Origin of the sequence: Roseisolibacter sp. H3M3-2 (assembly GCF_029211165.1) — a bacterium.
Classification (GTDB): Bacteria; Gemmatimonadota; Gemmatimonadetes; order Gemmatimonadales; family Gemmatimonadaceae; genus Roseisolibacter.
In genome coordinates this window covers 1-13,395 of sequence record NZ_JARGEK010000010.1, presented here as the reverse complement: position 1 = coordinate 13,395, position 13,395 = coordinate 1, and the positions used below count along the sequence as shown (strand labels likewise).

The following is a 13,395-nucleotide window of genomic DNA, read 5'->3' as shown; positions in this document are numbered from 1 at the left end:
GCGGCGCCCGCGCTCGCCGCGCCCACACGCGAACCCGCCCCGATGTCGATCGCCCCGATGACCATCGCCGACTGCTCGCGGCAGCTCGCGGCCGGCACGCTCACCAGCCGCCAGCTCGTCGAGCGGGCGCTCGCGGCGATCGACGACCCGCAGGGGGAGGGCGCGCGCGCCTTCCTGGAGGTGCACCGGCAGGCGGCGCTCGCCGCCGCCGACCGCGTCGACGCCCGCCGGCGGGCCGGGGAGCGGCTGCACGCGCTGGCCGGCGTCCCGCTCTCGCTCAAGGACCTGTTCGACGAGGCGGGCGCCGTCACCCGCGGCGCGTCGACGGTGCTCTCGCGGGCGCCGGCGGCGGCCCGCGACTCGGCGGTCGTCGAGCGGCTGCGGCAGGCGGGCGCGGTGATCGTCGGCCGCACGAACCTCACCGAGTTCGCGTACTCGGGGCTCGGCATCAACCCGCACTACGGGACGCCGCGCAACGCCTTCGACCGCGCCGCCGGCCGCGTCCCGGGCGGCTCGTCGTCGGGCGCGGCGGTCTCGGTGGCCGACGGGATGGCGGCCGGCGCGATCGGCACCGACACCGGCGGCTCGGTGCGCATCCCCGCCGCGCTGAACGGGCTCGTGGGCTTCAAGCCCACCGCGCACCGCGTGCCGCTCGACGGGATGCTGCCGCTGTCGTACACGCTGGACTCCGCCGGCCCGATCGCCCGCACCGTCGCCGACTGCGTGACGCTCGACCGCGTGCTGTCGGGAGACGCCGGGGCGCCCGCGCCGGCCCGCGTGCGCGGCCTGCGCCTCGCCGTGCCGACGACCGTGTTCCACGACGAGCTGGCGCCCGACGTCGCGCGTGCCTTCGCCGCGGCGCTGGCGCGCCTCTCGGCCGCGGGCGCCGTCGTCGTCGAGGTGCCGATGCGCGAGATCGCCGACGCCGCGGCCGTCAGCCCGCGCGGCGCGCTGGCGAGCGCCGAGGCGTTCGCGATCCACCGGCGCTGGCTGGCGGACGGCGCGGCCCAGTACGACCCGCGCGTGCTGTCGCGCATCCGTCCCGGCGAGGCGCTGAGCGCCGCGGACTACATCGACCTGCTCCGGCTCCGCCGCCGCTTCGTGCGGACGATCGCCGACGCGTCGCGCGGCTACGACGCGCTGCTCATGCCCACCACGCCCGACAGCGCGCCGACGATCGCCGAGGCGGGGCGCGACGACGCGACGTACTTCCGCTACAACACGCGGATGCTGCGCAACACGGCGATCGTGAACCTGTTCGACGGCTGCGCGCTCTCCCTCCCGTGCCACGAGCCGGGCGCCGCGCCCGTCGGCCTCATGGTCGCTGGCCCGCAGGACGCCGACGATCGCGTCCTGGCGGTCGGGCTGGCGATCGAGGACGTGGTGCGGGGACGGCCGTAAGGTCAGCCGCAGGGAATCGGATCAGGTCCGATCAGACCGGATTCGGCGGATGGGCGCTCCGGGTTTCGAGGAGCGATCCGAACGATCCGTGAGATCCGTCCAATCCGATTCCCCTGCTGTCGACGAGCGATCGAGCGCCGTCAGGGCTTCCGCCGCGCCGTCCCCGCCAGGAAGTCGTCCGAGTACCGCACCTCCAGCGAGTCGGGGCGGCCGCCGACGCGCGTGAAGGTGAACGCCATGTCGGGGCGCATCACCTCGTAGATCTTCCCGTCCTTGTCGTAGAGCCCGGGGAAGAAGAGGTCGGGGCGCACGCGCACGAGCGCGAACCGCTGCATGTACGGGTCGGCGGGGAGCCACTCCGCCTTCAGCGTGCCGCCCTCGTACAGCGTGCGGAACTCGATCGTCACCGGCTTCTCGTCCGGCGTGTCGCGCTTCACGTACGTCCAGCGCCCGACGTACGGCGCGGCCTCGGCCTCCGGGAGCTCGACGGCCAGCGACGGCTCCACCTGCAGCGGCACCGCCACGCGCGTGCGCGCCCAGCGGAAGGCGAGGGTGGTGCCGCCCGTCGTGACCTCGGGGAACTCGAAGGTCAGCACCTCCGTGAACGGGGCGGGCTCGGCGCGCACCGCGAGGCGGACCTGCGCCGCGCTCGAGTCGGGGGGCGACATGTGGAAGATGTCCGGCTTGGGGTCGAGCACGAGCGTCCAGTTGCCCGACGCGCGCGGGACCATCCACACCGAGTACTTCCCCTTGGCCACCTTCCGCCCGCCGACCGTCGCGGCGCGGCTCAGCTCGAGCGTCGTCGCCCAGTTGGCGCCGGGGGTCCACGTCTCGCCCCAGTGCACGGCGCGGGAGCCGAAGAGCGGGTCGCGGCCGCGCACCCGGGGGCGCGCGTAGTCGACGGTGAAGGTCGTGCCGTCGACCGTCTGCGAGACGGCGGCGCGCTCGCTGGCGCGGATCTGCGCGCGGGCGGCGGTGGCGGGGACACAGCAGGCGGCGGCCGCCGCGGCGAGCGCGAGGTGGCGCATGGGCATCTCGGCTCCTCAGCCGAACCGGGCGTCGACGGCGTCGCGGATCTGGTCGAGCGTCTTCCCCTCGCGGTGCAGCCGGACGGCGAGGCGCGCCTGCCCCTGGCAGACGGCGCAGTGCCGCACCATCGCGTCCCCCTCGAAGCAGGAGAGGAGCGAGTAGTAGCCCGGCAGCTCGGCGCACCCGCAGTTGCAGCGGATCCCGTCGACGACCTGCGGGACCGCGCGCACCTGGTCGAATAACGGGGCCAGTGCCGGCGTCTCCCCCAGCTGGGCGCGGGTGAGGACGCGCGCCCCGGTCACGCCCGGGCGCGGGGTGGGATGGGGCGGCGCGGGCTGGCGCGGGGCGGCGAGCCACACCGCGCCCAGGCACCGGGTCACGAAGTCGCGACGGGTCGGCATGGGCGCGAAGGTACCACCGCCCGGCCGGCCGCGCACGCCGCTATTCTCCACCCGCACCCCGAGCTCACGTTCATGGCCGACCCCACCGCCACCGCCGCCACCGACGACGGCCTGCTGCGCCCCTTCCTGCTGCTGGTCGTGCTGGTCGGCGCGGCGGGGCTGGCCGCCGAGCTGCTGCTGCTGGAGCACTGGGAGCCGGGGTGGCAGTGGGTGCCGCTGGTCCTGCTCGGGGCGACGGTGCCGCTGTCGCTCGTGTGCTGGCGGCGCCCATCGTCCGGGGCGCTGCGGGCGTTCCGGGCGCTGATGTGGCTGTGCGTCGTCGCCGGCGGCGTCGGCGTCCTCCTCCACTACCTCGGCAACGCCGAGTTCGAGCGGGAGAGCGACCCGACGCTCGGCGGGCTCGCGCTCTTCTGGACCGCCGCGCGCGGCGCCACGCCCGCGCTCGCGCCCGGCGCCCTGGCGCAGCTCGGCGTCGTCGGCCTGTTGTTCGCATGGCGCCACCCCGTGCTGCGTTCCCCGACCGCCCCACCCGGAGCCACCCGATGATCCGTCGCCTCGCCCTCGCCCTGCCGATCGCCGCCCTCGCCGCCTGCGGGGAGGGGAAGACCGGCGAGATGGCCGACACCCTCCGCGTCGACACCACCAACACCGCCACCGTCGTCCCGTCGGGCGACAGCGCCGCGGCCTCCGCGGCCGCCGCGGCCGCCCCGGCGTCGGGCGCGATGCTCGACCCGAACGCCGCCCGCCGCGACGCGCTGGTCGCCGCCGGCGTCCCCGCCGCGGCGGCCGACGCGATGGTGGCCGCGCGCCCGTTCGCCGACATGCGCGCGGTCGACCGCGTGCTCGCGACCGCGCAGGTGGACTCGGCGGCGCGGCGCGCGCTCTACGCCAAGGTGTGGAAGCCGCTCGACCTCAACGCGGCGACGGCGGAGGAGATCGTGCTCATCCCGGGCGTCGGCCCGAAGATGCGCCACGAGTTCGAGGAGTACCGCCCGTACCGCGACATGGCGCGCTTCCGCCGCGAGATCGGCAAGTACGTCGACTCCGCCGAGGTCGCGCGGCTGGAGCGGTACGTCCAGATCCGCTGAGGTGGCGGCCGCGCGCGTCCCCCTCTCGGTCCTCGACCTCGCGCCGATCCCGGAGGGGGGCGACGCCGCGCTCGCGTTCCGGCGCTCGCTGGACCTGGCGCGGCACGCCGAGCGGTGGGGGTACCGCCGCTTCTGGCTCGCCGAGCACCACAACATCCCGGGCGTCGCGAGCGCGGCGACCGCGGTGGTGATCGCGCACGTCGCGGCGGGCACGTCGACCATCCGCGTCGGCGCCGGCGGGATCATGCTCCCCAACCACCCGCCGCTGGTGATCGCGGAGCAGTTCGGGACGCTGGCGTCGCTGTACCCGGGGCGCATCGACCTCGGGCTCGGGCGCGCGCCGGGGGGCGACCCGATCACCGCGCGGGCGCTGCGCCGCGACCCGACGGCGGCCGACGCGTTCCCCGACGACGTGCTGGAGCTGATGGCGTACTTCGCGCCGCCGGCGCCCGACCAGCCGGTGCGCGCGGTCCCCGGCGCGGGGCTCGACGTCCCCGTCTGGATCCTCGGCTCCAGCCTGTTCGGCGCGTCGCTGGCGGCGGCGCTGGGGCTCCCGTTCGCCTTCGCGTCGCACTTCGCGCCGGCGATGCTGGAGCAGGCGGCCGACCTCTACCGCGCGCGGTTCGTCGCGTCGGGACGCCCGGGCGCGCTCGAGGTGCCGTACCTGATGCTCGGCGTCAACGTGATCGCCGCCGACGCCGACGACGAGGCCGCGGTGCTCCTCACGTCGCTGCAGCAGGCGTTCGTCAACCTGCGCCGCGGGCGCCCGGGGCTGCTCCCGCCGCCGGTCGCGGGCTACGAGGCGTCGCTGCACCCGGCGGAACGCTTCGCGCTGTCGCAGGTGCTGTCGGCGACCGTCGTGGGCGGCCCGGACGCCGTGCGCCGCGGGCTCGCCGACTTCGCGGAGCGCCACGGCGCGGACGAGCTCATGGTGGCCGCGCAGATCTTCGACCACGACGCGCGGCTGCGGTCGTACGAGATCACGTCCACCTGCGACCTGCGACCCAGCAGTAGCCGTTAGGTCGCAGGTCGCAGGTCGCAGGGCGCAGGTCGCAGGACGCGGTTCGGAAGCTCAGGGCATCCCCGGCTGCCCCGTCTGCGGGACCGACTCCTCCTGCGGGCGCGGCCGGATGCGCGGGGCGGTGCCGAAGTTCCAGTTGAACGAGAGGAACGCGCCGCGGGCGCCGAAGCGGCGGTCCATCAGCTGGATCACGCGGCCGTCGCTGGCGCGCATCGTCCACCCCATCGTCCCGAACGGGTCCATCACGCGGAGCGTGGCCGTCGCCTTGTCGCCGCGCAGCTTGTGGCGCACCGCGAGGTTGGTCATCAGGAATCGCGACATGCGCCCTTGCTCCGTGCGCATCGCCGCGCGGTAGCTGCCGAACGCCTGCAGGTCGGTCGTCGGCAGCACCTTCCACGTCACGTTGGCGCGCGTCGCCCAGCCGAACGCCGTCACCGACTGCGCGTTGGCCAGGTTCGCCGCGTCGGTGCGGTTCTCGAACACGCTGGCGCCGCCGAAGCCGCTGATCTTGCCGGCGCGGAAGGTCAGGTTGGCGTCGGTGCCGTACGAGTCGCTGGTGGCCGCGTTCTGGAAGGAGACGCGCAGCACCCCCGCGTCGTCGACCGTCCCGATCTGGCGCACCGCGTTCACCGTGTGGCGGAAGAACGGGGTGATCTGCAGCGAGCCGAGGTTCCTCGGCAGCGACTGCTGGTAGCCCAGCTCGTAGGAGTGCGTGTACTCGGGCTGCAGGCGCGGGTTGCCCTCGAACACGTTCAGCGCGTCCTCGCGGAAGCCGAACGGGTTGAGCTGCTGCACGAACGGGCGCTGGATGCGCTTCGAGTAGCTCGCCTTGACCTGGCGGTTCGGGTCGACGTTGTACGACACGATCGCGCTCGGGAAGGCGCTCTTGTAGTCGTTGTCGTACGCCTGGTTGGTGGTGCGCAGGTCGAAGCGCGTGTCGGCCGTCTCGAGGCGCAGCCCGCCCTGCAGGTCGAACTTGCCGGCGTTCTGGCTCAGCAGCGCGTAGGCGGCGTTGACCTGCTCGTCGTAGGTGAAGGCGTTGCTGCGGCCGAGGTGCGGCTCGAGCGCGCCGCCCCGGGTGCCCGTGGCGACGTCGAAGTCGCTCGTCTGGCGGCGGAACGTCCCCTTGTACCCCGTCTCCAGCTTGGTCCCCTTGCGGAGCTCGCGCGTCCAGTCGAGCTGCGCGAAGGCGTTGGTGCCGCGCTCGTCGGTCAGGTTGGTCTCGAGCCCCGTGGGGGCGCCCGTCGCGGCGCCGAGGCCGCTCAGCGCCTCGCGCGTGAGCAGCACGTCGTTCTCGTCGCGCTGGTGGTTGACGCGCCCCTCGACCACGAGCTGGTTGGCGTTCGGCTTGACCGTGCGGCGCCAGGTGGCCGCGTAGTCGAGCATCATCCCGCCCTGGTCCTGGTTCGTCCACTGGTTGCTGCGCCCGGTCACCGCGCCCGCGCCGTCGACGTCGCGGTAGAAGCTCCCGTTGAGGCGGTCCATCGCCCGCGTGTTGAACACGAGGTTGCTGCTCAGCGTGTTCACCTTGTCCGCCTTGTACTCGGCGGTGAGCGTCGCGCTGTGCGAGGCCGGGCGCATCACGCCGTCGATCTCGGCGTCGAGCGAGCCGGGGAACGACGGCGACAGCACCGAGCGCGTCGAGTAGCCCTCGACGGTGCGGCGGTCGCGCATGAAGCCGTAGCTCGAGAACAGCGTCCACTTCCCCTGCTGGTGGCCGAGGTTCCCGTTGGCGTTCATCTGGCGCGTGCTGCCGCCGCCGAACGAGAAGGCGCCGCTCGTCCCGAGGTCGGCCTCCTGCTTCAGGACGATGTTGATGATGCCGGCCATCCCCTCGGGGTCGTTCTTGGCCGAGGGGTTGGAGACCACCTCGACCTTCGAGACGATGTTCGCCGGGAGCTGCGCGAGGAAGTTGCCGAGCTGCTCGCCGCGCATCGGCGAGACGCGGCCGTTGATCTGGACGACGACCGAGCTGTTGCCGCGCAGGCTGACCTTGTTGTCGCCGTCGACCTCGACGGCCGGCACGTTGCGCAGCACGTCGACCGCGGTGCCGCCCGACGTCGCCGGCATGTCCTTCACCGAGTAGGCGTTGCGGTCGGGCGCCAGCGACGCCTCGTCGCGCGACGCCTCGACCTGCACGGCCGACAGGGTCGCGGCGACCGGGTCGAGCGCGATCCGCCCGAGGTCGACGCGCGGGGCGTCGGGGGTGACGACGACGGCCGTCTTCAGCAGCGGGGCGTGGCCGAGGGCGCGGACGCGGACGGTGTAGCGCCCCGGGCGCAGCCCCTCGATGCGGAAGGAGCCGTCGGGGCGGGCGAGGGCGCCGCCGACGAGCGCGGAGTCGGCCATCGACCGGATGGTGACGGCGGCCGAGGGGAGGGGCTGGCCGGAGGCGGCGCCGACGGCGACGCCGGCGATCTGGCCGGGCCCCGCCGGGACCTGGGCGCGGGCGCCCGGGCCGCCCGGGCCGCCGGGCGCGGCGCCCCGCGGGGGGGCGGCCTGCTGCGCGGCGAGCGCGGCGGGGGCGAGCAGGACGAGGGCGGAAAGGCGGCCGAGGGGGCGCATGGGGTCGGGAACGTCGCGGGTGGAGCACGGCGGGCGTGCGGATGCGGCTACGACAGCCGGTCCGGCACGCCGGGATGCCCGTGGGGCCCGCCCCCTTACGAAATGTGTACATCCGGGATTCAGCCCGATCCCCTCCATGACGAAAGGAGAACAAACGCGCGACGCCCCGGCGACTCGGGGTCGCCGGGGCGTCGCGCCGTCGGGGGGCTACCGGCGGGCGGCCGTCTTGCGGGCCGACGACTTCCGCGCGGTCGTGCGCTTGGTCGTGCCGCGCCTGGTCGTGCCGCGCTTCGCGGTCGACTTCCTCGCGGTGGACTTGCGCGCCGTCGACTTGCGCGCCGTCGACTTGCGCGCCGTCGCCTTCTTCGCGGAAGACTTCCGCGCGCCCGACTTGCGGGCGGTGGACTTCTTCGCCGCGCCGCGCTTCGCCGTCGACTTCCTGGCCGTCGACTTCTTCGCCGTCGACTTCCTCGCGGTCGACTTGCGGCCCGTCGCCTTCTTCGCCGCCGACTTCTTCGCCGTCGACGTGCGCGCCGAGGACTTCTTCGCGCCGCCACGCTTCGAAGCGGCCCGCTTGCGCGGCACCTTCGCGCCCTCCTCGCGCGCCTCCGACAGGCCGATCGCGATCGCCTGCTCGCGGCTCGTCACGCGCCCGCCGCGGCCGCTCCGCCCGCGCTTCAGCGTCCCGCTCTTCCGGCGGCGCATCGCGCTCGCGACCTTCTTCCCCGCGGCCTGCCCGTACCGCCGACCGCCCGACGCTCGCTTCGTCGCCATCGCTCCTCCCGCGTCCGGTGACGCGTGCGCCGGCTCCGCCCGGCGCCTCGCGTTCGCGCGCAGACGCAAGGCGGGGGCCCGCGCGACGCGGGCCCCCGCCATTCGTGCCGGAAAGGCTCTAATCCGTGCGCCGCGCGGCTACGCGAGCGCGTCGAGCGCCGCCCGCAGCCGCGGCAGCATCGCGTCGATCTCGGCGGGCGACACGGCGCCGACCGAGAGGCGGAACCACCCCGTGTCCTCGGCGAGCCCGAACGCCTGGAACGGCACCACCGCCAGCCCCGCCGCCTCGAGCAGGTAGCGGCGCACGTCCTCGTTGGTGCGCAGCGTCTCGCCCCCCGGCGTGCGGCGCCCGGCCAGCGCGTAGCGCACGCTGAGGTAGATCGCGCCCATCGGCGGGATCGCTTCGACCGGGTGCCCGGCGTCGCGCAGCGCGCGCATCCCGGCGTACAGCGCGTCGAGCCGCGCCTGCGCGCCGCGCGTGATCTGCGCCTGGTACGCGCGCACCTCGCCGGCCGCCGCCAGCAGCCGCGCCGACGCCACCTGCTCGGCGCGCGGCGCCCACGCGCCCACGTGCCCCAGCAGGTCGCTCATCCGGCCGATGACGTCGCGCGGGCCGACCGCCCAGCCCACGCGCAGCCCCGTCGCCGCGAACGCCTTGGAGATGCCGTCGACGAAGATCGTGTGCTCGGCCAGCTCGGGGCGCAGCCGCACCGGCGTCACGTGCTCCACGTCGTTGAACGTGAGCATCCAGTACACCTGGTCGTACATCAGGTAGAGCGGGCGCTCGCCGGTGCCGGCGCGGCGCGCGTTCTCCTCCAGCACGAGGTCGCAGATCCCCGCCAGCTGCCCGGCGTCGAACGCGGTGCCGGCCGGGTTGAGCGGCGAGTTGAGCGCGAGCAGCCGCGCGCCGCGCAGCGCCGGCGCCAGCGCCTCGCGCGTCGGCAGGAAGGCATGCGCGGCGTCGCACACCACCGGCACGCCGACGGCGCCCGAGAGGTGCGCGTAGTGGTTGTTGTTCCACGACGGCACTGGGTACACCACGCGGTCGCCCGGGTCCACGAGGGCGCGGTACACGCCGTAGATCGCCGGGCGCGCGCCGCCCGTCACGAGCACCGAGTCGACGCCGTAGTCGAGCCCCAGCCACTCGCGGTAGAACGCCGCCACGATCTCGCGCAGCGCCGGCATCCCCGCCGACGGCGGGTAGTTCGTCTCGCCCGCCCGCAGCGCGGCCTCGGTCTCGGCGGCCAGCCGCGGCGGGATCGCGAACTCCGCCGGGTTGAAGTCGCCGACGGTGAGGTTGCAGACGGTGCGGCCGCCGGCCACGAGGGCGCGGATCTCGCCCGCGATCTTCAGGATCTCCGAGCCGATGAGCGCGTCGGCGGTGGCGGAGAGGCGGCGGCCGTCGGTCGACACGAGCGTGGTCATCGCGGTCGGGGCGGAGGTGAGGCGCGGGCGTCCCCGGCCAAGCTAACCCCGGCGGCGGACCTTGCGATCTCTCAGTGGTGAGATATATTTCGCGCACCTTCCACGGAGGAGCACCGGTGTCCGGCCTGCTGGGACTGCACCACGTCGCGCTCGTGAGCCGCGACCTCGCGCGCACCGCCGACTTCTACGGCCGCCTGGTCGGGCTGCGCGACCTCGGCGTCGCGCCGGCGCCGCTGGCCGACCCCGAACGCCCCGGCGCGCTCGCCGAGGCCGACGCGCGCTGGTTCGGCGACGGCGGCGGACGCGCGGGGAGCCTGCTCGCCGTCGTCGAGCGCCGCGACGCGCCCGCCGGGCACCCGGGCGTGGGCGGCACGCACCACCTCGCGCTGGCGGTGACCGACCGCGACGCGCTCCTGCAGTGGAAGCGGCGCTTCCTCGACGCCGGCGTGCCGGTGACGGGGATCCTCGACCGCCACTACTTCCAGTCGATCTACGTGAAGGACCCCGACGGCACGATCGTCGAGCTGGCGACGCTGGGCCCCGGCTGGACGGTCGACGAGCCCCCCGACGCGATCGGCGCCGAGCACCGCGCGCCGCCCGACGACATGGTGGTGGGGAACCGCGACCGCGCGCGCATCGAGGCCGAGCGCTGGCCCGACGCCGTCCCCGAGATCACCGACGCGCTGCGCATCCGCGGGCTGCACCACGTGACGGCGATCGGCGCCGACATCGAGCGCACGCACGCCTTCGTGGCCGGCCGGCTGGGGATGCGCCGCGTGAAGCGGACGAGCAACTTCGACGACCCTACGTCGTTCCACTGGTACTGGGGGGTCGGCGGGGGCGCGCCGGGGACGCTCGTCACGTACTTCGACCGCGATCCGGCGCGCGAGCCGCGCGTGCGGATGGGGGCGGGGCAGGTGGCGCACTACGCGGTGGCGGCGGCGCCCGACACGCTGGCGCCGCTGGCGGACGCGCTGCGCGCCGCCGGGCTGCCGACGTCGGCGCCGGCCGCGTTCGGCCCCGACGGCGCACGCTTCGATGCGGTCGCCGCCGCGGACCCCGACGGCCAGCCGGTGATCGTCGCGACCGCGACGGGCGCGACCTCGTACGACGCACAGGAGACCCGATGAGCATCCTCACCACCGCCGGCGACCCGCACGGGCGCGAGGCGCTGCGCACCGCCGGCGCGCCGCTCGAGGGCGCGCGCGCCGCCGTGATCGCGATCCACGGCCGCGGCGCGAGCGCCGAGGGCATCCTCACGCTCGCCGACGCGATCGACGTCGCCGGCGTGGCCTACCTGGCGCCGCAGGCCGCGGGCGGCACCTGGTATCCATACGGCTTCATGTCGCCGATCCCGCTCAACGAGCCGGGGATCACCTCCGGGATGGCCGCGATCACGCGCGCCGTCGAGCGGGCGGCCGCCGCCGGGATCCCCGCCGAGCGCACGGTGCTGCTCGGCTTCTCGCAGGGCGCGTGTCTGGCGAGCGAGTACGTGGCGCGCCACGCGCGGCGCTGGGGCGGGCTGGCGGGGCTGAGCGGGGGGCTGATCGGCCCCGACGGCACGCCGCGCGACTACGCTGGCGCGCTCGACGGCACGCCCGTGTTCCTCGGCTGCAGCGACGTCGACGGGCACATCCCCGCCGAGCGGGTGCGCCACACGGCGGAGGTGCTGGCGCGCCTCGGCGGCGACGTGGACGCGCGGCTGTACCCCGGCATGGGGCACCTCGTGAACGAGGACGAGATCGCGGCGGTGCAGGGGATCCTGCGGTCGCTGACGGCCGCGTGATGCCCGCCTTCCTCCCGCTCCGCGACGCCGTCGCCGCGCACGTGCGCGACGGCGACGTCGTGGCGCTGGAGGGGTTCACGCACCTCATCCCGCACGCGGCGGGTCACGAGATCGCGCGGCAGGGGCGGCGCGACCTCACGCTCGTGCGCATGACGCCCGACCTCGTGTACGACCAGCTGATCGGCGCCGGGTGCGCGCGGCGGCTGGTCTTCTCGTGGGGCGGCAACCCCGGAGTCGGCTCGCTGCACCGGCTGCGCGACGCGGTGGAGCACGGGTGGCCGCGCCCGCTCGAGCTCGAGGAGCACTCGCACGCCGCGATGGCGGCGGCGTGGGCGGCCGGCGCGTCGGGGCTGCCGTTCGCGGTGCTGCGCGGCTACGCGGGCACCGACCTGCCGACCCACAACCCGACGGTGCGCCGGGTGACGTGCCCGTTCACCGGCGAGTCCCTGGCCGCGGTGCCGGCGCTCCGTCCCGACGTGACCGTGATCCACGCCCAGCAGGCCGACCGCGCCGGCAACGTGCGGCTGTGGGGGATCGTCGGCGTGCAGAAGGAAGCGGTGCTCGCGGCGCGACGCGCGGCGCTGGTCACCGTCGAGGAGGTCGTGGACGACTTCGACGCGCCCGGCGTGCGCGGGCCGGGGGCGCGCGACGCGGTCGCGATCCTGCCGTCGTTCGTGGTGCACGCGATCAGCGAGGTCCCCGGCGGCGCGCACCCGTCGTACGCCGCCGGCTACACGACGCGCGACAACGCCTTCTACGCGGCGTGGGACGCGATCGCGCGCGACCGCGAGCGGTTCCGGACCTGGATGGACGCGCACGTGCTGCGCCCGGAGGCCGCCGGTGTCTGAGTTCTCCCACCCCACGCCGACCGAGGTGCTGACGGTCGCCGCCGCGCGCGCGATCCGCGACGGCGCGGTGTGCTTCGTCGGGATCGGGCTCCCGAGCGCGACGGCCAACCTCGCGCGCCGCACGCACGCGCCGGGCGCGGTGCTGGTCTACGAGTCGGGCGTCATCGGTGCGCGGCCGGACGTGCTCCCGCTCTCGATCGGCGACGGCGAGCTGGCGGAGCGCGCGACGGCGGTGGTCGGCGTCCCCGAGATGTTCGCCTACTGGCTGCAGGGCGGGCGGATCGACGTCGGCTTCCTCGGCGCGGCGCAGGTGGACCGCTTCGCGAACCTCAACTCGACGGTGATCGGCGACTACGACCGTCCGACGACGCGGCTGCCGGGCGCCGGCGGCGCCCCCGAGATCGCGGCCGCGGCGCGCGAGACGATCGTCGTGGTGCGCCACTCGCCGCGCGTGCTGGTGGAGCGGCTCGACTTCGTGACGACGGTGGGGCACGGCGACGGGCCCGGCGCCCGCGCGCGCCTCGGGCTCACCGGCCGCGGCCCGAGCGCCGTGATCACCGACCTGGGCGTGCTGCGGCCGGACCCGGCGACGTGCGAGCTGACGCTGACGGGCGTGCACGACGGCGTGGACCCGGACGCGGTCGTGCGCGCGACCGGCTGGCCGCTGCGCGTCGCGACGGATCTCGCCTTCCTCCCGCCGCCGACGGCGCACGAGCTGGCGGTGCTGCGCGACCTGCACGCGCGCACGGCGGCGGCGCACGGCGTGGCGGCGATGGGCGCGTGACGTCGGCCGCCCCGGCGGTCGCGCTGCGCGACGCGCTGTCGGCGCGCGGGTTCGCGATGGCGCCGCTCCCCGCGCAGGTGCGGTTCGGCGCCGGCGCGGTCGACGCGCTCCCCGAGATGGTCGACGCGCTCGGCGCGCGGCGCGTGCTGCTGGTCGCCAGCGCGGGACGCGACGCGCTGGTCGCGCGCGTGGAGGCGCTGCTGGGCGCGCGTCTGGCCGGCCGCGACCGCCGCGCGGTGATGCACGTCCCCGCCGACGTGGCCGACGCGGTCG

At 75.5% G+C, this 13,395-nt stretch carries 13 protein-coding genes and 1 pseudogene; 9 read left to right on the top strand and 5 right to left on the bottom strand.

Translation table 11 applies throughout. The features are described 5' to 3' along the window. Positions 1-57: 57 nt before the first annotated feature. Entirely contained in the window at positions 58-1,401 is a 1,344-nt protein-coding gene (locus tag PYV61_RS02020; protein WP_345785197.1) for an amidase, read from the top strand. 140 nt (positions 1,402-1,541) lie between these two features. On the opposite strand, the gene PYV61_RS02015 is transcribed toward PYV61_RS02020, so the two are convergent. Next, on the bottom strand, positions 1,542-2,435 hold the full coding sequence (locus PYV61_RS02015) for a DUF2911 domain-containing protein (protein ID WP_275827774.1): 894 nt from the start codon (positions 2,433-2,435) through the stop codon (positions 1,542-1,544). A 9-nt stretch (positions 2,436-2,444) separates the two neighbouring features. Further along, a complete protein-coding gene (locus PYV61_RS02010; RefSeq protein WP_275827772.1) occupies positions 2,445-2,831 on the bottom strand; it encodes a PCYCGC motif-containing (lipo)protein in 387 nt (128 codons plus the stop codon). 72 nt (positions 2,832-2,903) lie between these two features. Between PYV61_RS02010 and PYV61_RS02005 the strand changes: the two genes are divergently transcribed. The 3 genes from PYV61_RS02005 to PYV61_RS01995 are packed head-to-tail and all read left to right on the top strand — an operon-like array spanning position 2,904 to position 4,940. Continuing rightward, positions 2,904-3,377 (top strand): hypothetical protein, encoded by a 474-nt coding sequence (locus tag PYV61_RS02005; protein WP_275827770.1) that lies wholly within the window; start codon positions 2,904-2,906, stop codon positions 3,375-3,377. Beyond that, the gene (locus PYV61_RS02000) at positions 3,374-3,919 is read left to right on the top strand and encodes a hypothetical protein (protein ID WP_275827768.1); all 546 of its coding nucleotides are present in this window, start codon (positions 3,374-3,376) and stop codon (positions 3,917-3,919) included. Before PYV61_RS02005 ends, PYV61_RS02000 begins: the two co-directional genes overlap by 4 nt. Before the next feature lies 1 nt (position 3,920). Then, positions 3,921-4,940 carry an LLM class flavin-dependent oxidoreductase gene (locus PYV61_RS01995; protein WP_275827766.1) on the top strand — a complete coding sequence of 340 codons (1,020 nt, stop codon included), beginning with the start codon at positions 3,921-3,923 and terminating at the stop codon, positions 4,938-4,940. A 51-nt stretch (positions 4,941-4,991) separates the two neighbouring features. On the opposite strand, the gene PYV61_RS01990 is transcribed toward PYV61_RS01995, so the two are convergent. The 3 genes from PYV61_RS01990 to PYV61_RS01980 all read right to left on the bottom strand — a co-directional run bounded on the left by PYV61_RS01990 (position 4,992) and on the right by PYV61_RS01980 (position 9,704). Further along, positions 4,992-7,505, bottom strand: a complete 2,514-nt coding sequence (locus tag PYV61_RS01990; RefSeq protein ID WP_275827764.1) for a TonB-dependent receptor — start codon at positions 7,503-7,505, stop codon at positions 4,992-4,994. A gap of 207 nt (positions 7,506-7,712) precedes the next feature. Then, positions 7,713-8,279 (bottom strand): DUF6496 domain-containing protein, encoded by a 567-nt coding sequence (locus tag PYV61_RS01985; protein ID WP_275827762.1) that lies wholly within the window; start codon positions 8,277-8,279, stop codon positions 7,713-7,715. Positions 8,280-8,417: 138 nt separating this feature from the next. Next, the gene (locus PYV61_RS01980) at positions 8,418-9,704 is read right to left on the bottom strand and encodes an aminotransferase class I/II-fold pyridoxal phosphate-dependent enzyme (protein WP_275827760.1); all 1,287 of its coding nucleotides are present in this window, start codon (positions 9,702-9,704) and stop codon (positions 8,418-8,420) included. Between the two features lie 116 nt (positions 9,705-9,820). On the opposite strand from PYV61_RS01980, the gene PYV61_RS01975 reads away from it, so the two are divergent. From PYV61_RS01975 to PYV61_RS01955, 5 genes and pseudogenes are all read left to right on the top strand, one after another. After that, on the top strand, positions 9,821-10,834 hold the full coding sequence (locus PYV61_RS01975; protein WP_275827758.1) for a VOC family protein: 1,014 nt from the start codon (positions 9,821-9,823) through the stop codon (positions 10,832-10,834). Beyond that, the gene (locus PYV61_RS01970) at positions 10,831-11,490 is read left to right on the top strand and encodes a hypothetical protein (RefSeq protein ID WP_275827756.1); all 660 of its coding nucleotides are present in this window, start codon (positions 10,831-10,833) and stop codon (positions 11,488-11,490) included. The genes PYV61_RS01975 and PYV61_RS01970 overlap by 4 nt, the downstream gene beginning before the upstream one ends. After that, positions 11,490-12,338: a CoA-transferase gene (locus PYV61_RS01965; protein WP_275827754.1), complete on the top strand. Its 849-nt coding sequence runs from the start codon at positions 11,490-11,492 to the stop codon at positions 12,336-12,338. Before PYV61_RS01970 ends, PYV61_RS01965 begins: the two co-directional genes overlap by 1 nt. After that, entirely contained in the window at positions 12,331-13,122 is a 792-nt protein-coding gene (locus PYV61_RS01960; protein WP_275827752.1) for a CoA-transferase, read from the top strand. The genes PYV61_RS01965 and PYV61_RS01960 overlap by 8 nt, the downstream gene beginning before the upstream one ends. Continuing rightward, positions 13,119-13,395, top strand: a pseudogene (locus PYV61_RS01955) (hypothetical protein); the annotation flags it as partial. The gene PYV61_RS01960 and the pseudogene PYV61_RS01955, both read left to right, overlap by 4 nt.